A 25,557-nucleotide genomic window follows, 5' to 3' on the forward strand; every position below is an offset into this window, starting at 1 on the left:
CGCGGTGGGGCCCGCGGTGGGGCCCGCGGTGGACCCGCGGTGGGGCCCGCGGTGGACCCGCGGCGGGGGACCTGCGGCAGGGGCGGCCCCGGTCAGCCAGGGAAGCGGTAGCCGGGGTCGTACTCGGTGTGGGCGCAGGACCAGGACGCCTGGACGAGCTCGACGCCGGGGACGGCGGTGACCAGCTGGGCCGGGTCGACCAGGTAGGCCAGCGCCTCGGACTCGTCCTGGCCGGCCGCGGTCTCGGCGTGGATCCGCTCCTCCTGGGGCATGTAGGCGTCCTGGGCGATCCGGGTCAGCGCGGCGGCCCGCAGCCCGGCGCTGTCGGTGACTTCCAGCACGAGTTCGGCCTGGAACCGTACGTAACGGGGGCCGCTGTCCCCGCGGGGCATTTCGGTGGCGTCAGTAGCGCTCATGCCACGGAGGGTAAGCGGAGGGTGGTCGGCTTCACACATGCCACACCAAGTCACTAACATCGCCCACACGGTCACGCCGCCGCACCCTCCCCCCAGGGCGGTCATCCCTGGGAGGCGTCCCCAGGGAGATCCGTTGGCCTCGCCCCGTCCTTATGTCGCAGCTGCCGCAGCATCCGTGCTGGCCGCGCTCTACTTCGTGCCCTCCGCCCAGGCGAGCCCGAACGAACCCGCGCAGCAGCAGTCCGCGTCCGTGTCCACCTCGGCGTCCACGTCGTCGTCCTCGTCGTCCTCCGGGCACGGCGGGCTGGCGGACACCGGCGCCATCAACACCAAGCCATACCTCGTGGGCGGCGCCGCCTTCCTGCTGGCCGGCGCCGGCCTGGTGGTGGACGCCGGCCGCCGGGCCCGCCGCCTCGCATGACGAAGCCCGGCCGCACGCCGGCCGGGCCCTCGTGGGCGGGCGTGTTCTCGTACGAGGACACGCCCGCGTACGGCTACACGTACGGCGGTACGTCCTGCGCGCCTGCGGTCAGGCCAGCGGGCCGGTGACCGACTCGGCCGCGTGGGCCAGCCGGCCGGACCGGACGAACGCGTAGGCCGCCTCCAGGTCCGGGGACAGGAACCGGTCCGGGCCGGGGCCGAGGATGCCCGCCTCGCGGACCGCGGCGAGCACGGCGGCCGACGCCGGGGCCGGGCGCAGTTCGCCGGAGGCGGCCCGGATCTGCAGCGCGCGGGTGGCCGCGAACATCTCGACCGCGAGCACCCGGGCCAGGCCGTCCACCGCGGTACGCAGCTTGCGCGCGGCCGACCAGCCCATGGACACGTGGTCCTCCTGCATGGCCGAGGACGGGATGGAGTCGACCGAGGCCGGCACCGCCAGTCGCTTCAGGTCGCTGACCAGGGCCGCCTGGGTGTACTGGGCGATCATCAGGCCGGAGTCCAGGCCCGGGTCGTCGGCGAGGAAGGGCGGCAGGCCGTGCGAACGGTTCTTGTCCAGCAGCCGGTCGGTGCGGCGCTCGGCGATCGAGGCGAGGTCGGCGGCGGCGATGGCGAGGAAGTCCAGGACGTAGCCGACGGGGGCACCGTGGAAGTTCCCGTTGGACTCCACCCTGCCTCCCCCAGAGCCTTCGGCCTGGGAGGTGCCCCCAACCAGGACCACCGGGTTGTCGACGGCGGCGGCCAGTTCACGGTCGGCGACCAGGCGGGCGTGGGTGAGGGTGTCGCGGCCGGCGCCGGCCACCTGGGGGGCGCAGCGGATCGAGTACGCGTCCTGCACGCGCGGGGCGTCGTCCTGATGGTGACCCGTCAGGCCGGAGTCCTGGAGCACGCGGCGCATGTTCTCGGCGCTGGCCGCCTGGCCGGGGTGCGGGCGGATCGCGTGCAGTTCGGGGGCGAGCACCCGGTCGGTGCCGAGCAGGGCCTCCAGGGTGAGCGCGGCGGTGATGTCGGCGGCGGTGAACAGGCGGGCGAGGTCGGCGCAGGCCATGACCAGCATGCCGAGCATGCCGTCGGTGCCGTTGATGAGGGCCAGGCCCTCCTTCTCGCGCAGCTCGACCGGTTCGATGCCGTGGTCGGCGAGCAGGTCGGCGGCCGGGTGGACGACGCCGTCCGGGCCCTCGGCCTCGCCCTCGCCCATCAGCACCTGGGCGCAGTGCGCCAGCGGGGCGAGGTCGCCGGAGCAGCCGAGCGAGCCGTATTCGTGGACGACCGGGGTGATGCCGGCGTTGAGCAGCGCGGCCATGGTCCGCGCGACCACCGGGCGCACCCCCGTCCGCCCCGACGCCAGCGTCTTCAGCCGCAGGAACATCAGCGCGCGGACCACTTCGCGCTCCACCCGCGGCCCCATCCCGGCGGCATGCGAGCGCACCAGGCTCCGCTGCAGCTGCGCCCGCAGCTCGGGGCTGATGTGCCGCACCGCGAGAGCGCCGAACCCGGTCGACACCCCGTACACCGGCTCCGGCTTCGCCGCCAACGCGTCCACCACCGCCCGCGACCGCTCCATCTCCGCGATCGCCTCCGGCGCCAGCTCGACCGGGGCGCCGCCCCGGGCCACCGCGACCACATCCTCCGCCGACGCGCCGCGGCTTCCCACCACCACGTTCTGCATATCCATATTCACGCACCCTAAGCACTGAATCCCCCTCTGTCACCTGCCCCTCCCCCGGGGCCTGGGCACCCCCGGGCCCCCGGGAAGGGGGGCGAGCCGGAAGTGGCGCAGCCGGGGGAAGGGTTCGGGGCGAGCGGGCCCTCGGGGACCGGTACTCCCGGCGGAAGGCATGCGAGGCCTCCGCACGGCAGGGCTGCGCCTTGGACCGCGGCAAGCAAGCGGCGGCCCAGGGCAGCAGGACCGGCAACCGCAATTGACGCGGCCCACACCGGCAGCAGGCACCGACAGCCACACCAAGCGGAAGCACTCGCACCCTCTGGCAGCCCAAGCCGCGGCAACCCCGCGGCGGCGGGGACAGGCGGGACGGCCGGTGGTTGGGTGCGGCGTCAGGGACGGCGGAAGGTGCGGCGTTCGGTGGGGGGTGGGGTGGGCGGGGATTCGGTGAGGCGGACGACGGGGTCGTCAGGGCCTTCGCGGCCGGCGACGACGGGGTGGTCCGCGCGGAGCGCCTTCGCTCGGTAGGAGGCGGCGTCGGCGAGGCGGAAGAGGCGGCGGGCGGAGCGGACGGGGCCGATGGGGTCGCCGGTGGAGGCGACACCGCAGGCCACGCCTTCGCCGATGTCGAGTTCGGCGGCGCGCACGCAGAGTTCGTCGGCGGCGGCGACCACGTCGTCGGCGCCCTGGCCCACGGCCACGATGCAGAATTCGTCGCCGCCGAGGCGGGCGGCCAGGCTGCCGGGCAGGCGTGCCCCGGAGAGGGACAGGAGGGAGCCGAACCGCTCCAGCAGCCGGTCGCCGACGGCGTGGCCGAGGAGGTCGTTGACCCGCTTCAGCCCGTTGATGTCGCAGACCACGAGGCTGACCACGGTGCCGTCGGCCCGGTGCCGTTCGAGCGCCTCGTCGAGCCGCACGTCCACCGCCCGCCGGTTGCCCAGACCGGTGAGCGGGTCGGTGAAGGCCAGCCGGCGGACCTCCGCGAGCCGTTCGGTCTGGGCGATCCCGGCGGCGACCAGTGCGGCCAGCACCGTGGCGAAGTCGGCGTCGGCCCGCCCGAAGGCCGGCTGCCGCGGGTCACGGGCGACGTACAGCTCACCCCATGCCTTCCCGTGCAGCACCAGGGGCGCGACCACGCAACTGCCGCGCCCGCGCCGGCGCAGCGCCGTGGCCCGTCCCCAGCTCGGCCCGCCCGGGGAGGAGCCGGCAGCGTCCGCGCTCTCCACCCAGGCGTACGGCTCGCCGCCGCGCGCCCAGGTGCCGTGCAGGAACTCCGCGATCTCCGGGAAGTCGTGCACCGAATACGACTCGTCGGCCGGCTCGGCCTCCTCGCCGGGGGCGAGTTCGCCGTCGTTGACCAGCACCCGCAGCCGCCCGGTCTCCCGCTCCCACTGGGAGATCGCCGCGAAGGAACCGTCCATCGCCAGCCGCGCCCGGCGCGCACCGGCCCTGACCGCGGCGTGCGGGCTCGGCGAGGTGGCGAGCGCCTGGGCGAGAGCGACCACGGCCCGCAGCCGCTGATCGGCGCTCCCTTCGTCAACCATCCCTCCAGGCTAGGGATGTTTGCCCCGGTATGGCGCCCCGGCCCCGCCTCTGCTGCGCCGAACGGCCCTGGACCGCCCCTCCCCTTCCGCAATCGGCCCATCCGTCCGATCCCGCCTTCGGCCCAAGGGCCGCCCAGTCCTCACCCCTTCGCAAACGGCCCGCCCGCACGCCCCGGCCCTCGGCGAGCGGCCCGCCCGCACTCCCGCCCTTGCCCGAACCGCCCCCTTACAGCCCCGGCCAGCGCGGCGCGCGCTTCTCGTTGAAGGCCGCCACCCCTTCCGCGCGGTCGGCGGAGAAGGCGATCGTGCGCCAGGCGGAGTCCTCGACCTCGAGGCCGGTGCGCAGGTCGAGTCCGTGGCCCAGGCGCAGGGCACGCTTGGCGGCGCGCAGGCCGACCGGGGAGTTGGCGGCTATGCGGTCGGCGAGGGCGAGGGCGGCTTCGCGGTCGCCGCCGGCCGGGGCCAGGTGATCGATCAGGCCGAGCGGCAGCGCCTCTGTGGCGGTGAGGCGGCGGGCGGTGAAGATGAGTTCGGCGGCGCGGGCCGCACCCACCCGGCGGGGCAGCAACTGGGTGCCGCCGCCGCCCGGGATCACGCCCACCGAGACCTCCGGCAGCCCGACCACCGCGGTCTCGTCCGCGACGATCAGGTCGCAGGCGAGCGCGATCTCGAAGCCGCCGCCCAGCGCGAAGCCGTGCACGGAGGCGATCGTCGGCATCGGCAGTTCCAGCACACCGGTGTACGCGGCCCGGGCGCGCGGCCGGTGGTCCATCATCTCCGCGTCGGTGAGCCGGTTGCGCTCCTTGAGGTCGGCGCCCGCGCAGAACGCCCGCTCATGGGTGGAGGTCACCACGGTGACGCTCACCGACCGGTCCGCGCTCAGCGCCGCGCAGGCCGCCGCGATCTCGTCGGCCATCTTGCTGGACACCGCGTTCATCGCCTCCGGCCGGTCCAGCACGAGTTCGGCCACCCGCTCGGCGTGCGACCGCACCACGACCCAGTCCCCGTACCGCTGCTCCGTGACCATCGGACCCTCCCGTGTTAACGCCCGTGAACCTGCTGAGGGCCTCATCCTGCCACGGTCGCGCCACCGTCCGTCGGCGGCCCGAGCCCGCCCTGTGGACAACTCCCGCACCCATCCCTGGCAGGTCCGCGCTCAGGTCCGCACCAGGTCCGGACGCGGGTACGCACGCGGGTACGCAACCGATACGCACACGGCTACACGTACCCGTGAGCCGATCGCCCACGACCGGGCTACGGACGCCCCGTCCGCCGGGTGAGCAGCCACGGCTCGACCACGCCCAGCCCGCGGACCGGCCGGCGCCACATCGGCTGGAGCGCGAACCGGTACTTCTCCGACTCGGCGGAGTCCGCGTCCACGTCGGCCTCGGAGACCGGCGCGTCACCGGCCTCGCCGAGCGCTTCGGCGAAGTCGCCGTCGACCAGCACCGCGTCCCTCGGCGCTATCGAGGTGAGCCGGGAGGCGAGGTTGACGGTGGTGCCGAACACATCGCCCATCCGGGTGGTGACCGTGCCGAACGCCATCCCGACCCGCAGCGCCGGCATGGTCTCGTCGCCGGTCATGGTCTCGATCAGCCGCATGCCGATCTCGGCGGCGGTGCCCGGGTCGTCGGCGACGAACAGCACCTCGTCGCCGAGGGTCTTGATCAGCCGGCCGCCGTACGCGGCGACCTGGTCGGCCGCGGTGGTCTCGAACGCCTCGACCAGCTCGCCGAGCTCCTCCTCCTCAAGGCGCCGGGTGAGCCGGGTGAAGCCCACCAGGTCGGCGAAGCCCACGGCGAGCCGGCGGTCCACGGCCTCCTCGTCGTCGGACTGGACCACCCGGCTGGTCGCGGCGGCCACCTGGCGGCGCCACACGTAGACCAGGAACTCCTCCAGCTCGGGCAGCAGCAGTTCGACCAGCGGGTATGCGACCTCGGCCCGGGTCATGCCGGGCTCGGGCGGCTCGGTGAGCCCTTCGAGGAAGGAGTCGGTCTGCCAGTCCGCCAGCCGGGCGGTGGTCTGGCCGGTGGATCGCGCCACCTGGATCGCCATCGACTCGCTGAGCAGGCCCGCCTCGACGAGGCCGGCCAGCCGGCGCAGTGCCAGCACGTCCGCCTCGGTCAGCGCCCGCGCCTGCCCGATGTCCGCGAAGCCCATGGCCCGCCAGAACCGGGACGCCAGGTCCATCGACACCCCGGCGGTCCGGGCGGCCTGGAACGGCGTGTACTGGCGGGGCGCGCCCAGGATGAGCTGCTCCAGGCGCAGGGCGAGCGGGTGCTCCCCGTCGTCCCCCGCTTCCTCGTCCCCGAAGTCGCCGGGATCGCCGGGGTCGCCAGGCCCTCCGAGGTCGCCAGGGCCCCCGGAGCCGCCGGGTTCTCCCGGGCCCGCGGAGTCGCCGTCGTCGTCGCTACGGGAATCCGCAGCGCCGAAACCCGACGCCCCGGCACCAGAAGCCCCGGAATCCGCGCCACCCGCGTCCTGTGCGCCGGATTCCCGCTCCCCCGCGGCCTCGGCGTCGCCGTCACCGCCGGGTCGTCCGGCGGGCCCGGTCGACGACGCGGCCGGTACGGGCGGGGGCGACGCACCGGGAGAGCCTGCCGGGCTGTCGGGGGCCGTGGCGCCGGGTCGCCCCGGCTCCGGGTCGGCACCCGGAGCCGGACGGAACGGCTCGTCCGGCGGGGGGTTCTCGTCGCTCACGGTCACCGCCCGGCCCCAGAAGAATCCCTGCGCACAGCCCTTCCGATCATCGAGACGACGCAGCCCCTCAAAGATACGGCAGGTGTGCCCTAGCTCACTCTCACCGGGCTTCCGCTACGGGCGACGGCACCGAGGCTTTACTCTCTGCCCGGCCACAACGGGACGCCCCGCCCCGCCGGCCCCGTACGCGCCTTCCGTACGGTCGCGGTCCGTGCCCATGGCGCGCGAGGTCGTACGGCCGCACCGCCGGATTCCGTACGCCGTCCCGTCACGCCGGCGTACGCCGGTCCCCGCTCGCCACCCTCCGTACGCGCCGACTCACCCGGCCGCTCACCCGTCCACTCCCCCACCCGCTCAGGCGCCCGCCCACCCCTCCGCCGGCCGCAGGTGCACCACGTCGCCCGCCGCGACCGCCCGCTCGCCGGACGGGCCGGCGATCACCAGCCGGCCGTCGCCGTCCACGGCGACCGCGGTGCCGGCCAACTGCTCGCCGCCGGGCAGCTCGGCGCGGACCTGGCGGCCGAGGGTGGCGCAGCCGGCCGCGTACGTCTGCTGGAGGAGGGACTTCGCGGGGTCGCCGCCGGCCGCGCGCCAGGTGGCGTACCACTGGTCCAGGGAGCGCAGGACGGCCCGCAGCAGCGGGTCGCGGTCGGTGCCGAGGGCGCCGGCCAGGGCGAGCGAGGCGGCGGTGGGCACGGGCAGTTCCTCGGCCTTGAGGGAGACGTTGAGCCCGATGCCGACCACCACCGCGGTACCGACGGCCCGCTCGGCGAGGATGCCGCCGGCCTTGCGTTCCTCGCCGTCGACCGGGACCAGCAGGTCGTTGGGCCACTTGAGGGAGGTGTCCACGCCGGCCGCGCGGGACAGCGCGGTGGCGGTGGCGACCCCGGCGAGCAGCGGCAGCCAGCCCCAGTGGTGCGCGGGCACCGGCTGCGCACCCGCGGCGGAGCCGGATTCCACCCGCTCGCCCGGCCGGAGCAGTATGGAGAAGAACAACCCGGAACGCGCGGGCGCGGTCCAGCGGCGGTCGAGCCGGCCCCGGCCGGCGGTCTGCTCCTCCGCCACCAGGACCGTGCCCTCGGGCGCCCCCTGGGCGGCGCGGGTGACGAGGTCGCTGTTGGTGGAGCCGGTGGACTCCACCACGTCGAGCGAGGTCCACAACGCCTCGGGGGTGACCACCGCCCTGCGCAGCGCTGCGGCGTTGAGCGGCGGTCGGTCCAGATCGGACCAGCGGCTGGGCGTCATGCCACCACCCTACGAGGGCGGCGCGGCGGTGTGGCGAACGCCGCAGTGCCCGTACCCGAGAGTCGCCACTACGCTACGGAACTGCGTTACCCGCCGGTCACAATGCCGGTCGCAAAGCCGGCCGCAGTCCCGGTCCCACCGTCCCGTCGAGAGCAGGAGAGCCGCCTCCATGGCCGAGCCGGAGTACGACATCCACACGACCGCGGGCAAGCTCGCCGATCTGCGGCACCGCATCGACGAGGCCAAGCACGCGGGCTCGCTGCGGGCGGTGGAGAAGCAGCACGCCAAGGGCAAGCTGACCGCGCGTGAGCGGATCGAACTGCTGCTGGACGACGGCTCGTTCACCGAGCTCGACGAACTGGCCCGGCACCGGTCCACCAACTTCGGGCTGGAAACCAACCGCCCCTACGGCGACGGGGTGGTGACCGGCTACGGCACCGTCGACGGCCGCCCGGTGGCCGTCTTCTCGCAGGACTTCACGGTCTTCGGCGGCGCGCTCGGCGAGGTGTTCGGCGAGAAGATCGTCAAGGTGATGGACTTCGCGCTGAAGACCGGCTGCCCGGTCATCGGCATCAACGACTCCGGCGGCGCCCGTATCCAGGAGGGCGTCACGTCGTTGGGCATGTACGGCGAGATCTTCCGCCGCAACACGCACGCCTCCGGGGTGATCCCGCAGATCAGCCTGATCACGGGCCCGTGCGCGGGCGGCGCGGTCTACTCCCCGGCGATCACCGACTTCGTGGTGATGGTGGACCAGACCTCGCACATGTTCATCACCGGCCCCGACGTGATCAAAACCGTCACCGGCGAGGAGGTCGGGATGGAGGAGCTGGGCGGCGCCCGCACCCACAACACCACCTCGGGCAACGCGCACCACCTGGCCGGCGACGAGAAGGACGCGTTCGAGTACGTCAAGGCGCTGCTGTCGTACCTGCCGAGCAACAACCTCCAGGAGCCGCCGTCCTTCCCGGCGGAGGCGGAACTGACCGTCACGGCCGAGGACCTGGAGCTGGACACGGTCATCCCGGACTCGGCGAACCAGCCGTACGACATGCACAAGGTCATCGAGTACGTGCTGGACGACGGGGAGTTCCTGGAGACGCAGTCGCTGTTCGCGCCGAACATCCTCACCGGCTTCGGGCGGATCGAGGGCCGGCCGGTGGGCATCGTGGCCAACCAGCCGCTCCAGTTCGCCGGCACCCTCGACATCGACGCCTCGGAGAAGGCGGCCCGCTTCGTACGGACCTGCGACAGCTTCAACGTGCCGGTGATCACCTTCGTGGACGTGCCCGGCTTCCTGCCCGGCACCAGCCAGGAGTGGGACGGCATCATCCGCCGCGGCGCCAAGCTGATCTACGCCTACGCCGAGGCCACCGTCCCGCTGATCACGATCATCACCCGGAAGGCGTACGGCGGCGCGTACGACGTCATGGGTTCCAAGCACCTGGGCGCCGACCTCAACCTGGCCTGGCCCACCGCGCAGATCGCCGTCATGGGCGCGCAGGGCGCCGTCAACATCCTGCACCGCCGCACCCTGGCGGAGGCGGCCACCCCGGAGGAGGCCGAGGCGCTGCGGGCGCAGCTGATCCAGGAGTACGAGGACACGCTGCTCAACCCGTACGTGGCGGCCGAGCGCGGCTACGTCGACGCGGTGATCGCGCCCTCGCAGACCCGGGCCCAACTGGTGAAGGCGCTGCGGACGCTGCGCAACAAGCGCGAGTCGCTTCCGCCGAAGAAGCACGGGAACATTCCGCTGTAGGAGATGTCCGCGGGAGCAGTCCGAAGCAGTCGTACGGCACACCATCGGGTACGGGAGCGGCACTGTGGTGATCAAGGTGGAGCGGGGGCGGCCGACCCCCGAGGAACTGGCGGCGGTCGTCGCCCTGGTCCAGGCGCGGGCCGCGGCGGCGGAGTCCGACGCCGACGGCCCGCACACGCTGGACGGCTGGGCCGACCCGGCCCGTACGGTGCCGCGCGGCTTCCCGCGGCCGGGACCGGGCGCCTGGCGGATGTCGGTGTGGCCCGCATAGATCCGGCTCGGGTCCGGCCCTGGTCGGCCTCTCGCAGGTCCCGGGTGGATCCGCCCCGGCTCGTGCGGCGGCCGGCGTTCCGGTTCTGAGTACCCGTACTCAGGCGGCGCCCGGCCGTTGCGACGACCCTTGGGGGATGCTGTGGTCGGACGACGAGCCGGACACGCCCTCCCCCGAGGCGCGTCGCGCCCAGGCGATGCTGCGCCGGGCCATGCTCGTCCTCGCCCTGGCGGCAGGGGTGGCCATGGTGATCGCCGCCTGGCACGCATAAGGGGCGCCAAGGGCGCGTAGGGGGGCGCCTAGGATGTGCGCGTGACGCCGACCCGCACCCTTGTGCTCGCTTCCGCTTCGCCGGCCCGGCTGGGACTGCTCAAACAGGCGGGCCTTGACCCGCTGGTGGTGGTGAGCGGGGTGGACGAGGAGGCGATCAGCGCGCCCACCCCCGGGGAGCTGGCGCGGGTGCTGGCCGAGGCGAAGGCCGCGGCGGTCGCCGGAGGCGGCGCGCTGGCCGGCGGCGAGCTGGTGGTCGGCTGCGACTCGGTGCTGGAGCTGGACGGGCAGGCACTGGGCAAGCCCAAGGACGCCGCCGAGGCGGTACGCCGCTGGGAGGAGATGCGCGGCCGGACCGGCGTGCTGCAAACCGGGCACTGCGTGATCGACACCCGGACCGGCCGGAGCGTGTCGGAGACCGCCTCGACCACCGTACGGTTCGGCACGCCCGACGACGACGAGATCGCCGCCTATGTGGCCAGCGGCGAACCGCTGCACGTGGCGGGCGCGTTCACCCTGGACGGCCGCTCGGCGCCGTTCGTTTCCGGCATCGACGGCGACGCGGGCAATGTGATCGGCCTGTCGCTGCCGCTGCTGCGCCGCCTGCTGGGCGAACTGGGGATACGCATCACCGACCTGTGGGCGTGACCTGACCCCGGTCCCTTCCGGCGGCCGGTACGAGCCGGTACTCGCGCCCCGGGCGCCGCCCCTGTCTCCTGATGCGGCTGCCTGATCCGGCGTCAGGCGGTGGCCGGCGGGGCCTCGCCGGCCGGGCCGGTCTGCTCGGCGGCCGCGGGCCGGGGCGTGGCCCGGTCCTCCGGCGCGTACATCAGCAGGGTGCCGACCAGCAGCGCGAGGATCACCATCATCAGCGCGAACGCGTACCAGCCGATCAGGCCGACGACGAGCGCGCCGACCAGGCCGTGCATGACCGCGCACACGATGAGGGCGATCCGGCCCACCGGGCCGGCCATCCGCTCGTGCACCGCGATGCGGAGCACCAGCACGGCGCAGTAGACGAGGAAAAGGGCGAACACCCCGCCCAGCACCCAGGATCCGGTCGCCATCGCCCCGCTGCCCAGGCCGCCCATGGACATCTGCTGATGGCGCGCCAGCAGCCCGAGTATCCAGTTGACGAAGGCTATGACGAGGGCTTCGAGGACCAGGACCACCGCCGTGCCGACGGCCGTCGCCCGGCGCAATGTGTCCGCTTTCGGCATGCTGTCCCCCTTCGGCGCAATGCCCCGGGCGTGTTCCGGTGCGTTACCGCAGGTACCCTGCGCTGCGCAGGCTACTCATGGGTAGAGCGACCGGCAAGGGGTCGCGCACGCCACTCGCCGCGCACAGGAGATCGCAAATTTTCACCGCTCTATTCGTAGGGTTTCCACAATTAACGTCAGCTCCTGGCATGGAGTTCAGTGGAGTTTCGCTCCACACGGAAGAGTGCGGGACAGGGGCCGGATCTGCGCCGTACCGTGGATTGAGCAGGCGTTCAGGGGTTATCGCAACCCATGGATCACCCTCCGTGTGGGCAAGCTCACGTGCAGGGGTGCCTCGGCATCAAGTGTGGCCAGTACCTAAACTCGGCTTGTTTCTAGGAGGGAGCGATCGTGCGCAAGGTGCTCATCGCCAATCGCGGTGAAATCGCGGTCCGTGTTGCCCGCGCCTGCCGGGATGCCGGGATCGCCAGTGTGGCGGTGTACGCCGATCCGGACCGGGACGCGGTTCATGTCCGGGTCGCGGACGAGGCGTACGCGCTGGGCGGGGACACCCCCGCGACCAGTTACCTGGACATCGCCAAAGTCTTGAAGGCCGCCGCCGAATCGGGTGCGGACGCCGTCCATCCCGGTTACGGGTTCTTGTCGGAGAACGCGGAGTTCGCCCAGGCGGTCCTGGACGCGGGCCTGGTGTGGATCGGGCCCCCGCCGCAGGCGATCCGGGACCTGGGTGACAAGGTGGCGGCCCGTCACATCGCCCAGCGCGCCGGCGCCCCTCTGGTGGCCGGCACCCCGGACCCCGTCTCCGGCGCCGAGGAGGTCGTCGCCTTCGCACGCGAGCACGGGCTGCCGATCGCGATCAAGGCGGCCTTCGGCGGCGGCGGGCGGGGCCTTAAGGTCGCCCGCACCCTGGAGGAGGTCCCCGAACTGTACGACTCCGCGGTGCGTGAGGCGGTGGCGGCGTTCGGGCGCGGGGAGTGCTTCGTGGAGCGCTACCTGGACCGCCCCCGGCACGTGGAGACCCAGTGCCTGGCCGACACCCACGGCAACGTCGTGGTCGTCTCCACCCGGGACTGCTCCCTGCAGCGCCGTCACCAGAAGCTGGTGGAGGAGGCCCCCGCGCCGTACCTGACCCCGGAGCAGACCCGCAGCCTGTACTCGGCGTCGAAGGCCATCTTGAAGGAGGCCGGGTACGTGGGCGCGGGTACGTGCGAGTTCCTGGTGGGGCAGGACGGCACGGTCTCCTTCCTGGAGGTCAACACGCGTCTGCAGGTGGAGCACCCGGTCACCGAGGAGGTGTCGGGGATCGACCTGGTGCGGGAGATGTTCCGGATCGCCGACGGCGAGGAACTCGGCTACGACGACCCGCCGCTGCGGGGGCACTCCTTCGAGTTCCGGATCAACGGTGAGGACCCGGGGCGCAACTTCCTGCCCGCGCCGGGCACGGTGACCCGGTTCGTGCCGCCCAGTGGTCCGGGGGTGCGGCTGGACGCGGGGGTGGAGTCCGGGTCGGTGATCGGCCCGGCGTGGGACTCGCTGCTGGCCAAGCTGATCGTCACCGGCGCCACCCGGCAGCAGGCCCTGCAGCGCGCCTCGCGGGCGCTGGGGGAGTTCGAGATCGAGGGCATGGCCACCGCCCTGCCCTTCCACCGCGCCGTTGTGGTGGATCCCGCGTTCGCCCCCGAGCAGGGCCCGTTCAGCGTCCACACCCGGTGGATCGAGACCGAGTTCGTCAACACCATTCCGCCGTTCACCGGTGGTGCGGTCAGTGACGAGGACGAGGCGCAGGGCCGGGAGACCGTGGTGGTCGAGGTCGGCGGCAAACGCCTGGAAGTGTCCCTGCCCGCCTCCCTGGGCATGACCCTCGCCCGCACCGCAGCCGCCGGCGGGGCCAAGCCCAAGCGCCGGGCCACCACCCGGGCCAGCACGGCGGTCTCCGGTGACGCGCTCTCCTCGCCCATGCAGGGCACCATCGTCAAGGTGGCCGTCGAGGAGAACCAGCAGGTCCAGGAGGGCGACCTGATCGTCGTCCTGGAGGCGATGAAGATGGAGCAGCCGCTGAACGCGCACCGCTCCGGCACCGTCATCGGGCTCAAGGCCGAGGTCGGCACCTCGGTCTCGTCGGGCGCGGTGATCTGCGAGATCAAGGACTAGCAAGCAGGACGCCGGACCGGGCGCCGACGGACGGTCCGGAAAGGCGACGGAAAGACGACGCAATAGCGGCGGAAAACGACGACGCCGGTCGGGCTGGTGGGACTGCCAGCCGGCCGGCGTTCGTACGTTCCCGGGACGTTCCCGGCACTAGGTCAGCGCACGGCCGGCGCCTTGGGCTGCTTGAGCAGGAGCACCAGCAGCACCGACAGGCCGGAGAAAATCGCGCCCATGGTGAAGCCCGCGGTGGCGCCGTGGATGAACGGCTGGCTGTGGGCGTGCCGGGAGACCGTGCCGAAGACCGTCACCAGGATGGACAGGCCCAGGCTGCCGCCGATCTGCTGCATCGTCTGGAGCAGCCCGGAGGCCGAACCCGCGTCCTTGGGCTCGACGCCGGACAGGATGAAGGTGTTCAGCGGCATCACCGTCAGGCCCAGGCCCACGCCCATCAGGATCAGCGCCCCCAGGATGCCGTTGGCGTACCCGTCGCCGGCGCTGAGCTGGGTGATCCAGATCATGCCGCCCAGGTTGAGCGTGGAGCCCACCGTGGCGGTGCGCTTGGCGCCGAACCGGGCCAGGGCGCGCGGCGCGATCCGGGCGGACAGGAACAGCGGGCCGGCCAGCGGCAGGAAGGCGAAGCCGGTCTTGAGCGGGCTGTAGCCCAGGTACGTCTGGAGGTACTGGGTGGTGAAGTAGAAGACACCGAACATGGCCGCGGGGAACAGCAGCATGAAGCCGTAGCACAGGGCGCGGTTGCGGTCGCTGAACAGCCGCAGCACGACCAGCGGGCGCTCCACCCGCGTCTCGTTGATGAGGAAGGCGGCGAGCAGCAGGGCCGCGGCGACGAAGGTGCCGATGGCGCGCGGGTCGCTCCAGCGGCTCTCGGCGACGCGGATGAACGCGTACACCAGGCTGGCCATGCCGAGGGTGCCGGTCAGGGCGCCGGCGATGTCGAACCGGCCGCCGCGGTGGCGTTCGGTCTCGCGGATGAAGCGCGGGGCGAACAGCACGATGGCGATGCCGACCGGGATGTTGACGAAGAACACCCAGCGCCAGGAGCCCCAGTCGGTGAGCATGCCGCCGACGGTGAGGCCGATCGCGGAGCCGGCGCCGGAGATCGCGGAGAAGACACTGAGCGCGCGGTTGCGCTCGGCGCCCTCGGAGAAGGTGGTGGCGATCAGGGCGAGCGTGCTGGGCGCGGCGAGCGCGGCGGCGGCACCCTGCAGTCCGCGGGCGATCAGCAGGACCGCCGCGTCGTTGGCCAGGCCGCCGGCGATCGAGGCGAGGGTGAAGGCCGAGACGCCCCAGATGAGGGCGGTGCGACGGCCTATCAGGTCGCCTATTCGGCTGCCGAGCAGCAGCAGGCCGCCGAAGGCCAGCGTGTAGACGTTCAGCACCCACGACATGTTGGTGGGCGAGAAACCGAGGTGGCGGCCGATGCCGGGCAGCGCCACGTTCACCACGGTGGCGTCGAGCAGCAGCATGAGCTGGGTGCCGACGATCGCCGCGAGGGCGAGGAACGGGTGCTTTCTGGTGGGTGACGGGCGAACGGCGCCGGCCGTCTCCCGAACGGTGGGGGTGGACATGGGTGAGTGGCCTCCAGCGGAGAGACAACGGAGGGCGGCAAACGGAGGTAGCCTCCGAAAACTATACGGAGACACCCTCCGGATCTACAATCGCTTTCGGTGGCGGATCCCGGGTCGGTCACATCCGAGTCGGTCACACGCGGGCCGCGTACGGATCGGGTACGGGTCGGATCCCGGTCGGACCACGGTCGCGTCCGAGCCGCGTACCGTGAGGACAGGACGTGCGGACAGGAGCGGCGGCGCCGGACGGGAGCGGCCCCGCAGCGGAGGGCACCCCGGGAGGGACGAGGGCACATGCGGGCAGACGCGCAGCGCAATTACGACCGGCTGGTGGAAGAAGCACAGCAGGCCTTCATCGTGCACGGGACGAGCGCCGCCCTGGAGGACATCGCCCGGCACGCGGGCGTCGGCATCGGCACGCTCTACCGCCACTTCCCCGACCGCTACAGCCTGCTGAACGCGGTCTTCGAGCGCGAACTCGACGACCTGGTGCAGCGCTCGGTGGAACTCCTGGCCGCCGGGACCGACCCGGCCACGGCCGTCATCGACTGGCTGCGCATGGTGGCCGTGCACTCCACCTCGTACCGGGGCCTGGCCGCGGCCATCATGGAGGGCGACGGCTATCAGCGCATGCAGTCCTGCAAGTCCAAGCTCCGCTCGGCCGGCGGCACCCTGCTGTGGCGCGCCCAGGAGGCCGGCGCGATCCGCTCCGACGTGCAGATCGGCGATCTGCTCAAGCTGACCTACGCGCTGGTGCTGGCCGCCGAGAAGAACCCGGAGGAGCCGGGCCTGTTCGACCGCCTGATGTCCCTCGCGGTGGACGGGATGCGGCCGCGGGCCGCGGCGACGGCGGGCGTGTCGGCGGGGCGTACGGCGGCGGACTGAGCGCGCTCGGAGGATCGCGGGAGCGCGTGATCGTACCGGCGGATGGTCGGACGGACGGGTCGTCGTACGGACCGGACGTTCGTACGGACCGGTCGTCGTACGGGCGGATGGTCGTACGTGTGCCTGTCGGCCGGGGTCAGCGGCGGCGGACGTCGGCGAGGCGGGGGGCGGCCGGGTCGGCGCCGGTGACGGACGGGGGCTGGGACGGGGGCTGCGGGCGCTCGGCGCGCAGCGGCGGCTGGTGCCGCCGGGGCCCGGGCACGGGGTGCTGTTCGCGCGGGCGCCCGGCGGCGACGGCGTCCGCGCCCGCGAGCCGGGCCACGTTGATCTGGACCCCGCGGTCGGCGAGTGCCTGGAGTTCGGCGGCCGCCCGCTCGCCGTCGGCCGGCGGCTCGTCGGTCACCAGATGGGTGATCAGGTCGGTGGGCACGGTCTGGAACATGGTGTCGGTGCCGAGCTTGGTGTGGTCGGCCAGCACCACCACCTCGGCCGCGGCCTGCACCAGCGCGCGGTCGACGCTGGCGCACAGCATGTTGGACGTGGACAGGCCCCGCTCGGCGGTCAGCCCGGCGCCGGACAGGAACGCCCGGCCGACCCGCAGCCCTTGCAGGGACTGCTCGGCGCCGCTGCCCACCAGCCCGTAGTCGGAGCCGCGCAGGGTGCCGCCGGTCATCACCACCTCGACCCGGTTGGCGTGCGCCAGGGCCTGGGCGACCAGCAGGGAGTTGGTCACCACGGTCAGGCCCGGCACCCGGGCCAGCCGCCGGGCGAACTCCTGAGTGGTGGTGCCCGCGCCGACGACGATCGCCTCGCCCTCGTCGACCAGGGCGGCCGCCACGTCGGCGATGGCGGTCTTCTCGGCCGTCGCGAGGTGGGACTTCTGCGGGAAACCCGACTCCCTGGTGAATCCGCCCGGTAGCACGGCTCCACCGTGCCGGCGGTCCAGCAGTCCTTCGGCCTCCAGGGCGCGTACGTCGCGGCGCACGGTCACTTCGGAGGTCTGGACGACCCGGGCGAGCTCACGGAGCGACACGGCCCCGTTGGCCCGCACCATTTCGAGGATCAATTGGCGACGTTCTGCAGCGAACACGAAACCGACAGTAACGCCGCCGACCGTGAACTTTCAGCGTTATGCACCAGATGACGGAAGACCTGCGCAAAACAGACCGTCACGTGCTATGAGGCGACCATGCGTTCGCCTCGCCGGCGGGGCTCCGCCCGGGAGCGTGCACCCGCTTGACGCCGGGCCCTCGGCCTTCCGCCCTCAGCGCTCAGCCGCCGCCGTCGCCGCTCTTGCGGGCGTGCAGCTGCCGCGCCACCTCCGCGACCGAGCCGGACAGCGACGGGTAGACGGTGAAGGCGTTGGCGATCTGCTCGACGGTGAGGCTGTTGTCGACCGCGATCGCGATGGGGTGGATCAGCTCGCTCGCCTTGGGGGCGACCACCACGCCGCCGACCACGATGCCGGTGCCGGGGCGGCAGAAGATCTTCACGAAGCCGTCCCGGATGCCCTGCATCTTCGCCCGCGGATTGCGCAGCAGCGGCAGCTTCACCGAGTCGGCCACGATCCGCCCGGCGTCGACGTCGGCCTGGGAGTAGCCGACGGTGGCGATCTCCGGGTCGGTGAAGACGTTCGCCGAGACCGTCTTGAGGTTCAGCGGGCCCACTGTGTCGCCGAGGAAGTGGTACATAGCGATCCGGCCCTGCATGGCCGCGACCGACGCGAGCGCGAGGACCCCGGTGACGTCGCCGGCCGCGTACACGCCCGGCGCACTCGTCCGGGAGACCCGGTCGGTCTTGATGTGGCCGGACTCGGTCACCTTGACCCCGGCCTCCTCCAGGCCCATCCCGGCGGTGTTGGGGATCGCGCCGACCGCCATCAGGCAGTGCGAGCCGGTGATCACCCGGCCGTCGGCGAGCGTGACCTCGACCCGGTCGCCCACCCTCTTGGCGGAGGCCGCCCGGGAGCGGGCCATCACGTTCATGCCGCGGCGCCGGAAGACGTCCTCCAGCACGGCCGCCGCGTCCGGGTCCTCGCCGGGCAGCACCCGGTCCCGGGAGGAGACCAGGGTGACGTGCGAGCCGAGCGCCTGGTACGCGCCCGCGAACTCGGCGCCGGTGACGCCCGAGCCCACCACGATCAGTTCCTCGGGCAGCTCGTCGAGGTCGTAGACCTGGGTCCAGTTCAGGATGCGCTCGCCGTCCGGGCGGGCGTCCTCCAGTTCGCGCGGGCGGCCGCCGGTGGCGATGAGCACCGCGTCGGCGGTCAGCCGCTCCTGGGTGCCGTCGTGGTGGTCGACCACCACGCAGCGGGTGCCCTCGGCGGTCTGGCAGCCCTCCAGCCGGCCGCGGCCGCGCACCACCCGCGCGCCGGCCCGGGTGACCGAGGCGGTGATGTCGTGCGACTGGGCCAGCGCGAGCCGCTTGACCCGGCGGTTGACCTTGCCCAGGTCCACGCCGACCACCCGGGAGGGGCCGCCCAGCGGGGTACGGGGCTCCGCGCCGGCGCCGGGCGCGGCGGGCGGGTCGGCCACGATGACGCCGAGCTCCTCGTACGACGAATCGAAGGTCGTCATCACCTCGGCGGTGGCGATGAGCGTCTTGGACGGTACGCAGTCGGTCAGGACGGACGCGCCGCCGAGGCCGTCGCGGTCCACCACGGTCACGTCCGCGCCGAGCTGTGCGGCGACGAGGGCGGCTTCGTAGCCGCCGGGGCCGCCGCCGATGATCACGATCCTGGTCACACCCCCATTGTCCCGCACGCGCCAAGGTGGGCGTGCGCGGGTCCGGCCGGGATTGGTCGTACTCTCATGGCATGTCGCTCTACGCCGCCTATGCGAGCAACCTGGACGCACGGCTGATGACGCGCAGGGCCCCGCACTCACCGCTGCGCGGCATCGGGTGGCTGGACGGCTGGCGGCTGACCTTCGGCGGCGAGCAAATGGGCTGGGAAGGCGCGCTCGCCACGGTCGTGGAGGCGCTCGGCGAGCAGGTCTTCGTCGGGTTGTACGACATCGCGCCGGTGGACGAGGAATCCCTCGACCGCTGGGAGGGCGTCCCGATGGGGATCTACCGGCGGACCACGGTGCGGGTGCACACGCTGGAGGGCGATCAGCCGGCGTGGCTCTACGTCCTCAACGACTACGAGGGCGGGCTGCCCTCGGCCCGCTACCTCGGGGAGATCGCCGACGCGGCGGAGTCGGCGGGGGCGCCGCACGACTATGTGATGGAGCTGCGGAAACGGCCCTGCTGAGGGTTCGGCTTTCCGGCGTGGGCCGAGCGGGCGACGGGGTCACCCGGAAGGACGGGGCCGGGCGGGTGAGGTGACCGTGCCGGGTGGGACAGGTGGCCGTACGGAAAATGGGATGGTGCGACGTTTCACCGGCTCGTCGTCTACGCGCGTAGGGTCTTACCCGTTACCCTCATGCGCGTGAACGCTTCCGTGAACCCCGATCCCTACGCCGCGGCCGACGCCGCCGCCGCCCGCCTGCGCGAGCTGACCGGCGTCGACACCCACGACGTGGCCCTGGTCATGGGGTCGGGCTGGGTCCCCGCCGCCGACGCGCTCGGCGCCCCCGACCACGATCTTCCGATCACCGATCTGCCCGGTTTTCCCGCGCCCGCCGTGCCCGGTCACGCGGGCCGGCTGCGGTCGGTACGGACCGGCGGGGTGCGCGCCCTGGTGTACCTCGGGCGTACCCACCTCTACGAGGGCAGAGGCGTGGGCAGCGTCGTCCACGGAGTGCGTACGGCCGTTGCGGCCGGGTGCAAGACGGTGGTCCTGACCAACGGGTGCGGGGGCCTGCGGCCCGGCTTCCGGCCGGGGCAGCCGGTGCTCATCAGCGACCACATCAACCTGACCGCGACCTCGCCCATAGTCGGCGCCAACTTCGTCGACCTCACCGACCTCTACTCGCCGCGACTGCGGGCCCTGTGCCGCGAGGTGGACCCCTCCCTCGAAGAGGGCGTCTACGTCCAATTGCCCGGCCCGCACTACGAGACTCCCGCGGAGATCGGCATGGTCCGTGCGATCGGGGGCCACCTGGTCGGAATGTCCACCGCTCTCGAGGCGATCGCTGCCCGCGAGGCCGGCGCCGAAGTCCTCGGCATTTCCCTTGTCACGAATCTCGCGGCCGGCATGACCGGGGAGCCGCTCAACCACGAGGAAGTCCTCGAGGCCGGGCGGGTATCGGCGACGCGGATGGGGTCGTTGCTGGGGCGCGTGCTCAGTCGGCTCTGACCGGGCCGGGTGCGGGCTTTTTCGTAGGGGGTCGGGACCTCCGGGACGGGGATCCGAAATCGTATATGCACGAGCCTGGCGGCTCACAAATATACGGCAGCATTTCGGACCCCCATCCCTGCGGCCCCTCCCGCCGAGGTGCGTGCGGGCCTGATCGGCGTCTGTGGGTTTCCACGGCGGGAGTGCTCGGGGCAGGGGCGCTCAATGGCTCTGCTTTCGACGCCGAAGCGGGAATGGACCGCGCCAACGGTAAAGGGGTCGGCGCAAAAGGGCCCACCCCCAGAAGGCCGGGGCCCGGAAAGGGCAGACACTTATCATGATCCGTCACCCTGTTTTCGGCAGGGCCGCCGAGGAGGAGGAGCGCGGGATGGATGGGGACGCGGAGCCGGTGGGTCTGGTGGAGCGGGTGCGGCGGTGGATCGGGGAGGATCCGGACGAGGGGACCCGGGGGGAGTTGGAGGGGCTGCTCGCGGCGGCCGAGCGGGGGGACGAAGGGGCCCTGGGGGAGTTGGGGGAGCGGTTCGCGGGGACGCTGGAGTTCGGGACGGCGGGGCTGCGGGGGGCGCTCGGCGGGGGGCCGGCGCGGATGAACCGGGTGGTGGTGATCCGGGCGGCCGCGGGGCTGGCCGCGTACGTGCGCAGGCACGGGGGTGGGCTGGTGGTCGTGGGGTACGACGCACGGCACAAGTCGGAGGAGTTCGCGCGGGACACGGCCGCGGTGATGGTCGGGGCCGGGCTGCGGGCGGCGCTGCTGCCGGGGCCGCTGCCGACGCCGGTGCTGGCGTACGCGATACGGCACACCGGTGCGGCGGCCGGGGTGATGGTGACGGCGAGCCACAATCCGCCGCAGGACAACGGCTACAAGGTGTATCTGGGGGACGGTTCGCAGATCGTGCCGCCGGCGGACGCGGAGATCGCCGGCGAGATCGCGGCCGTCGGCCCGCTGGCCGGGGTGCCGCGGCCGACGGAGGGCTGGGAGGTGCTGGGTGAGGAGATCGTCGAGGCGTATCTGGACCGGGCCGCCGGGGTGGTGGCGGCGGGTGGACCGCGCGCGGTGGACGTGGTGTACACGCCGCTGCACGGGGTGGGCAGGGGCACGCTGACCGCGGCATTCGCCAAGGCCGGGTTCCCCGCGCCGGTGACCGTGGCCGAACAGGCCGAGCCCGACCCGGACTTTCCCACCGTCGCCTTCCCGAACCCGGAGGAGCCCGGCGCGATGGACCTGGCGGTCAAGGCCGCGCAGGCGGCCCGGCCCGACGTGGTGATCGCCAACGACCCCGACGCGGACCGGTGCGCGGTGGCCGTACCCGACCGGGACGCGCCCGGCGGCTGGCGGATGCTGCGCGGCGACGAACTCGGGGCGCTGCTGGCCGTGCACCTGGTACGGCGCGGGGCGGTCGAACCGGGGCAGGACGTGTTCGCGGCGAGCATCGTGTCCTCGTCGCTGCTGTCCAGGATCGCGGCGCACGCGGGCCTCGGATACGAGGACACCCTCACCGGCTTCAAGTGGATCTCCCGGGTGCCCGGCCTGCGCTACGGGTACGAGGAGGCGCTCGGCTACTGCGTCGACCCGGCGGGGGTGCGCGACAAGGACGGCATCACCGCGGCCCTGCTGGTCGCCGAACTCGCCGCGGAACTCAAGGCGGCGGGCGCCACCCTGGCCGGCCTTCTGGACGAACTCGCGCTCACCCACGGGCTGCACGCCACCGACCAGTTGTCCGTACGGGTCGCCGATCTGTCGCTGATCGGCGCGGCCATGAAGCGGCTGCGCGAACAGCCCCCGGCGGCCCTGGCCGGCCTCGCGGTCACCGCCGCCGACGACCTCGCGGCCGGCGCGGGCGGGCTGCCACCGACCGACGGCCTGCGCTACCACCTGTCCGGCGACCCGAAGCGCGGCATCGCCGCCGCCCGCGTCGTCGTCCGCCCCAGCGGCACCGAGCCCAAGCTCAAGTGCTACCTGGAGGTCGTCGTCCCGGTGCCCGACCCCGCCGGCCTCCCCGCGGCCCGCGACACGGCGGCCCGCACCCTGACCGCACTGAAGGACGACTTCGCGACGGCCGCGGGGATCTGAGCCGCGTCGCGGCCTGGGCGTGGGCGGGCGAGGGCGCCGGTCGCGCCTGCCGGGGGCGGCTCGCGGTCGGCTCTCGGCACGACCCGCCGTGTCGGGCACCCGGGCCGCCGCCCGCCCGCCCCGGCGTGCGAGCCCCCGCCCCTCCCCCGCGCGGCGGCCGTCGCGCGGGGGTCAGCCGCGGTCGCGGGTGAGGTAGCTGAACGCCGTGTCCTGGCCGACGCAGGTCTGGAGGGTCAGGTCGCCCCAGTAGAGGCCGTTGTCGGGGCCGCCCTGGCCGGGGCCGATGTAGGAGGCGTAGACGTGGTAGCTGTACGTCAGTCCGGCCGCCTCCAGGGTGACGTGGGTGCCGGGCGGGAGGGGGGCCAGTTCGGCGAAGCCGCAGAAGTCGTGGCCGACGATGACGGAGGTCTGCATCTTGTAGCCGTCGGCCTGGCGGGGGTCGGGGCCGGTGAACAGGACGGCGGCGGCGCAGCGGTCGATGGCGTCCTGCCCGCCGCGTACCACCGGCCGTGACCAGTCGCCTATGCGCAGCGTCATGCCGCCGGGGGAGTCCGGGACGGCGCCGGTACGGGCCAGCGGGCGCGGCGCGGCGGGAGGGGTCGCGGACGGGGTGACGGGCGCGATGGTGCGCGGCGCGGGGGCGCGTACCGGGCGGGCGGCGGTGGGCCGGGGTGGCGCCGGGGGCGCCTGGGTCCGGGCCGCGGCAAGGGTGTGCGCCGTGCGGGCGGGAGCGGCGGGAGCCTTGCCGGCGCGCGCGGGTGACAACGGTGCCGGGGCCGGTAGGGGCCGGGTCGTCGAAGAGGTCGCCGAAGGGGACGCCGAAGGGGACGAGGCGGTGGGTCGGGGCGCCGCGGCGGACTCGGTACGGGTGGGCGCGGGGTGCGCGCACGCGGTCAGCGCCGCCGCGGCGGCCAGGAGTACGGGCACGGCGGCCCGTACCCGTGCGGCACGGCGGCGGCGCTTCGCGGCGGTGGACGGCGTACGGCCCGGACCGCTCGCGGCGGGCTCGGCGGCGGGCTCGGGGAACGACATCGCGGCCGGCCCGGTCAGCCGAAGCGGCCGTTGACGTAGTCGGAGGTCCGCGGGTCCTGGGGGCTGGTGAACATCGCGTCGGTGTCGCCGTGTTCGACGATGACGCCGGGCGTGCCCTGCTCGGCGAGGAAGAAGGCGCACTGGTGCGAGACGCGGGCGGCCTGCTGCATGTTGTGCGTGACGATGACGATGGTGACCTCGTCGGACAGCTCGCCGATGGTCTGCTCGATGCGCCGGGTGGAGGTCGGGTCCAGGGCCGAGCAGGGCTCGTCCATCAGCAGCACGCGGGGGCGTACGGCCAGCGAGCGGGCGATGCACAGGCGCTGCTGCTGGCCGCCGGACAGGGCGCCGCCGGGCTGCCGCAGCCGGTCCCGGACCTCCTTCCACAGGCCGGCCTTGACCAGGCACTCCTCCACCAGGTCGTCGCGTTCGCCGCGGCCGGCCTTGATGCCGTTCATCTTCAGTCCGGCGAGCACGTTGTCGTAAATGGACATCGCCGGGAAGGGGTTGGGCTTCTGGAACACCATGCCGATCTCGCGGCGGGCGTGGGTGATGCGGCGGCCGCGGTCGTAGATGTCGGAGCCGTCGAGCAGCACCTGGCCGGCCAGCGAGGCGGTCGGCACCAGTTCGTGCATCCGGTTGAGGATGCGCAGGAAGGTGGACTTGCCGCAGCCGGACGGGCCGATGAGCGCGGTCACGCGCTGGGCGGGCATGTTCAGCGAGACCCGGTCCAGGACCTTGTGGTCGCCGAACCAGGCGGACACCTCGTGGGCGTCCAGCGTGGCCGAGCGCGACGCGGCGGGGTCGCCGGCGGGCACGGGCGGCAGTACGACGGTCTCGTCGGTTGCTGACATCGGGTTCCCTCGGGTAGTTCGGGCGGTGCGGTGGCGTGTTGACGGTGGGGGGCCGAGTCGGTCGGCCCGTCACAAAGGGTCAGGGCAGGTCGGATCGGGTCAGAGCAGGTTGGGCAGCAGGCGGGTGGCCTCGCCGGACAGGGCGATGACGATCGCCGCCAGCACCGGCAGCCCGCAGATCCAGGTCTGCCAGCGGCCCCAGCGGCGGAAGGCCCAGGTGATGAGGACGACGGCGAGCAGCAGGCCCTGGAGCCAGAGCAGGATCGGCAGCCAGGCGGCCTGGTCGCCGTTCAGCGGCTGCTCCGCGCTGGTGAGGCCGCCGCCGGCCACCGGCCCGGGCTGGACCTGGCTGACGAGTTCGGCGTCCACCCGCAGCACGCCGTGCGGGGTGTAGAGGCCGCCGGTGGCGGTCATCAGGATGAGCCGGCCCTGGCCGGTGCCGGGCAGTGCGGGCGCCGGGTCGCCGGCGCGGCGTACTCCGGTCACCTTGTACTGCTGCTGGCCCTGGCCGGTGGTGACGGTGATGTTGTCGCCGGTCTTCAGCTCGTCGATGTGGTTGAAGGGGCTGCCGTACCCCCACTGGCGGCCCATGATGATGCTGGTGCCGGGCTGGCCGGGCATCGGGGTGTCCCGGCGGTGGCCCGGGCCCGACATGAGCACGCCGGACGTGGTGCCCTGGAAGACCACCTCGCGCAGCCCGATGGTCTTGATGTGCAGCACCGCCACCGGGTCGCCGGCCGGCACCTGCTTGCCCTGGTCGTCGAAGCGGCCGATCGGGGCGACGCCCTGCGCCAGTTCGGAACGCAGCTTGGCGTAACCGGTCTGCTGGGCGCGGGCGTGCTCGATGTGGCCGAGCACGGTCAGGTTGATCACGAAGCCGAGCATCAGCGCGGCCAGCACGGTCAGCGCCGCGCCCGGCGCGACGAACCGCCAGTCGGCGGGCCGCCGTCCGCCCTCCGGCTCCTTCGCCGGCTCCCCCGGCTCCGGCGGTGGCCCCGCGGCCTCGCGGGACGGTGACAGTACGGCCACGGGTGGGCTCCTTCGCTGCGGTGTGGTGCGGGTTCCGGGCTGCGGTGTGCTTCACCGGTACGGGCGCGGGGCCGGTACGCGGTCGGTTCGCCTGCGGGGTGGTGCGTGGCGATACGGGGGTGGTGCGGTCGGCCGCCGTGCGGCGGGCGGACCCGTACGGGCGGCCCGTCCGCCGCGCGGCGGTTG

General features: G+C 73.4%; 23 protein-coding genes. 10 read left to right on the plus strand and 13 right to left on the minus strand.

Annotation, left to right across the window (positions count from 1 at the left end; all coding sequences use genetic code 11):
• Positions 1-92: 92 nt before the first annotated feature.
• The gene (locus ITX44_RS08550; protein ID WP_205356468.1) at positions 93-416 is read right to left on the minus strand and encodes a hypothetical protein; all 324 of its coding nucleotides are present in this window, start codon (positions 414-416) and stop codon (positions 93-95) included.
• Between the two features lie 133 nt (positions 417-549).
• Here ITX44_RS08550 and ITX44_RS08555 point away from each other — a divergent pair, with 133 nt between their 5' ends.
• Positions 550-837 (plus strand): hypothetical protein, encoded by a 288-nt coding sequence (locus ITX44_RS08555; RefSeq protein ID WP_205356469.1) that lies wholly within the window; start codon positions 550-552, stop codon positions 835-837.
• 108 nt (positions 838-945) lie between these two features.
• Here ITX44_RS08555 and hutH read toward each other — a convergent pair whose 3' ends face one another.
• The 5 genes from hutH to ITX44_RS08580 form a co-directional block, all read right to left on the minus strand.
• Complete coding sequence (gene hutH, locus ITX44_RS08560) at positions 946-2,529, minus strand: histidine ammonia-lyase (RefSeq protein ID WP_205356470.1); 1,584 nt, start codon at positions 2,527-2,529, stop codon at positions 946-948.
• Positions 2,530-2,909: 380 nt separating this feature from the next.
• The gene (locus ITX44_RS08565; protein ID WP_205356471.1) at positions 2,910-4,061 is read right to left on the minus strand and encodes a GGDEF domain-containing protein; all 1,152 of its coding nucleotides are present in this window, start codon (positions 4,059-4,061) and stop codon (positions 2,910-2,912) included.
• 226 nt (positions 4,062-4,287) lie between these two features.
• Positions 4,288-5,088, minus strand: coding sequence for an enoyl-CoA hydratase-related protein (locus ITX44_RS08570; RefSeq protein WP_205356472.1), 801 nt, complete (start codon positions 5,086-5,088; stop codon positions 4,288-4,290).
• Between the two features lie 227 nt (positions 5,089-5,315).
• Complete coding sequence (locus ITX44_RS08575) at positions 5,316-6,761, minus strand: adenylate/guanylate cyclase domain-containing protein (RefSeq protein ID WP_307795170.1); 1,446 nt, start codon at positions 6,759-6,761, stop codon at positions 5,316-5,318.
• 354 nt (positions 6,762-7,115) lie between these two features.
• The gene (locus tag ITX44_RS08580) at positions 7,116-8,006 is read right to left on the minus strand and encodes a biotin--[acetyl-CoA-carboxylase] ligase (RefSeq protein ID WP_205356473.1); all 891 of its coding nucleotides are present in this window, start codon (positions 8,004-8,006) and stop codon (positions 7,116-7,118) included.
• Positions 8,007-8,175: 169 nt separating this feature from the next.
• Between ITX44_RS08580 and ITX44_RS08585 the strand changes: the two genes are divergently transcribed.
• From ITX44_RS08585 to ITX44_RS08595, 4 genes are all read left to right on the plus strand, one after another.
• The gene (locus tag ITX44_RS08585; RefSeq protein WP_205356474.1) at positions 8,176-9,765 is read left to right on the plus strand and encodes an acyl-CoA carboxylase subunit beta; all 1,590 of its coding nucleotides are present in this window, start codon (positions 8,176-8,178) and stop codon (positions 9,763-9,765) included.
• 64 nt (positions 9,766-9,829) lie between these two features.
• Complete coding sequence (locus ITX44_RS08590; protein ID WP_372440860.1) at positions 9,830-10,036, plus strand: acyl-CoA carboxylase subunit epsilon; 207 nt, start codon at positions 9,830-9,832, stop codon at positions 10,034-10,036.
• A 136-nt stretch (positions 10,037-10,172) separates the two neighbouring features.
• On the plus strand, positions 10,173-10,307 hold the full coding sequence (gene mmpB, locus ITX44_RS42125) for a morphogenic membrane protein MmpB (protein WP_265934195.1): 135 nt from the start codon (positions 10,173-10,175) through the stop codon (positions 10,305-10,307).
• 41 nt (positions 10,308-10,348) lie between these two features.
• Positions 10,349-10,954: a nucleoside triphosphate pyrophosphatase gene (locus ITX44_RS08595; protein ID WP_205356475.1), complete on the plus strand. Its 606-nt coding sequence runs from the start codon at positions 10,349-10,351 to the stop codon at positions 10,952-10,954.
• Between the two features lie 92 nt (positions 10,955-11,046).
• Here the strand turns inward: ITX44_RS08595 and ITX44_RS08600 are convergent, their stop codons facing one another.
• Complete coding sequence (locus tag ITX44_RS08600) at positions 11,047-11,526, minus strand: hypothetical protein (RefSeq protein ID WP_205356476.1); 480 nt, start codon at positions 11,524-11,526, stop codon at positions 11,047-11,049.
• A 390-nt stretch (positions 11,527-11,916) separates the two neighbouring features.
• On the opposite strand from ITX44_RS08600, the gene ITX44_RS08605 reads away from it, so the two are divergent.
• Positions 11,917-13,677 carry an acetyl/propionyl/methylcrotonyl-CoA carboxylase subunit alpha gene (locus ITX44_RS08605; RefSeq protein ID WP_205356477.1) on the plus strand — a complete coding sequence of 587 codons (1,761 nt, stop codon included), beginning with the start codon at positions 11,917-11,919 and terminating at the stop codon, positions 13,675-13,677.
• A 152-nt stretch (positions 13,678-13,829) separates the two neighbouring features.
• Here the strand turns inward: ITX44_RS08605 and ITX44_RS08610 are convergent, their stop codons facing one another.
• Positions 13,830-15,260 carry an MFS transporter gene (locus tag ITX44_RS08610; protein WP_205356478.1) on the minus strand — a complete coding sequence of 477 codons (1,431 nt, stop codon included), beginning with the start codon at positions 15,258-15,260 and terminating at the stop codon, positions 13,830-13,832.
• A 294-nt stretch (positions 15,261-15,554) separates the two neighbouring features.
• Between ITX44_RS08610 and ITX44_RS08615 the strand changes: the two genes are divergently transcribed.
• Positions 15,555-16,145 carry a TetR/AcrR family transcriptional regulator gene (locus tag ITX44_RS08615; RefSeq protein ID WP_205356479.1) on the plus strand — a complete coding sequence of 197 codons (591 nt, stop codon included), beginning with the start codon at positions 15,555-15,557 and terminating at the stop codon, positions 16,143-16,145.
• Between the two features lie 136 nt (positions 16,146-16,281).
• Here ITX44_RS08615 and ITX44_RS08620 read toward each other — a convergent pair whose 3' ends face one another.
• On the minus strand, positions 16,282-17,199 hold the full coding sequence (locus ITX44_RS08620) for a DeoR/GlpR family DNA-binding transcription regulator (RefSeq protein ID WP_205356767.1): 918 nt from the start codon (positions 17,197-17,199) through the stop codon (positions 16,282-16,284).
• A 217-nt stretch (positions 17,200-17,416) separates the two neighbouring features.
• Positions 17,417-18,889, minus strand: coding sequence for an NAD(P)H-quinone dehydrogenase (locus ITX44_RS08625; RefSeq protein ID WP_205356480.1), 1,473 nt, complete (start codon positions 18,887-18,889; stop codon positions 17,417-17,419).
• A 71-nt stretch (positions 18,890-18,960) separates the two neighbouring features.
• Between ITX44_RS08625 and ITX44_RS08630 the strand changes: the two genes are divergently transcribed.
• The 3 genes from ITX44_RS08630 (at position 18,961) to ITX44_RS08640 (ending at position 22,456) form a co-directional block, all read left to right on the plus strand.
• Positions 18,961-19,398 (plus strand): gamma-glutamylcyclotransferase family protein, encoded by a 438-nt coding sequence (locus ITX44_RS08630; protein ID WP_205356481.1) that lies wholly within the window; start codon positions 18,961-18,963, stop codon positions 19,396-19,398.
• 177 nt (positions 19,399-19,575) lie between these two features.
• Complete coding sequence (locus ITX44_RS08635; RefSeq protein WP_205356482.1) at positions 19,576-20,385, plus strand: purine-nucleoside phosphorylase; 810 nt, start codon at positions 19,576-19,578, stop codon at positions 20,383-20,385.
• 367 nt (positions 20,386-20,752) lie between these two features.
• A complete protein-coding gene (locus ITX44_RS08640) occupies positions 20,753-22,456 on the plus strand; it encodes a phospho-sugar mutase (RefSeq protein ID WP_205356483.1) in 1,704 nt (567 codons plus the stop codon).
• A 171-nt stretch (positions 22,457-22,627) separates the two neighbouring features.
• On the opposite strand, the gene ITX44_RS08645 is transcribed toward ITX44_RS08640, so the two are convergent.
• The 3 genes from ITX44_RS08645 to ITX44_RS08655 form a co-directional block, all read right to left on the minus strand.
• Positions 22,628-23,488, minus strand: a complete 861-nt coding sequence (locus ITX44_RS08645; protein WP_205356484.1) for a hypothetical protein — start codon at positions 23,486-23,488, stop codon at positions 22,628-22,630.
• A 14-nt stretch (positions 23,489-23,502) separates the two neighbouring features.
• Positions 23,503-24,342 carry a phosphate ABC transporter ATP-binding protein gene (locus tag ITX44_RS08650; protein ID WP_205356485.1) on the minus strand — a complete coding sequence of 280 codons (840 nt, stop codon included), beginning with the start codon at positions 24,340-24,342 and terminating at the stop codon, positions 23,503-23,505.
• A gap of 99 nt (positions 24,343-24,441) precedes the next feature.
• Complete coding sequence (locus tag ITX44_RS08655; protein ID WP_205356486.1) at positions 24,442-25,371, minus strand: sortase; 930 nt, start codon at positions 25,369-25,371, stop codon at positions 24,442-24,444.
• Between the last annotated feature and the right edge of the window lie 186 nt (positions 25,372-25,557).

This window comes from Actinacidiphila acididurans (genome assembly GCF_016918855.1).
GTDB lineage: Bacteria > Actinomycetota > Actinomycetes > Streptomycetales > Streptomycetaceae > Actinacidiphila > Actinacidiphila acididurans.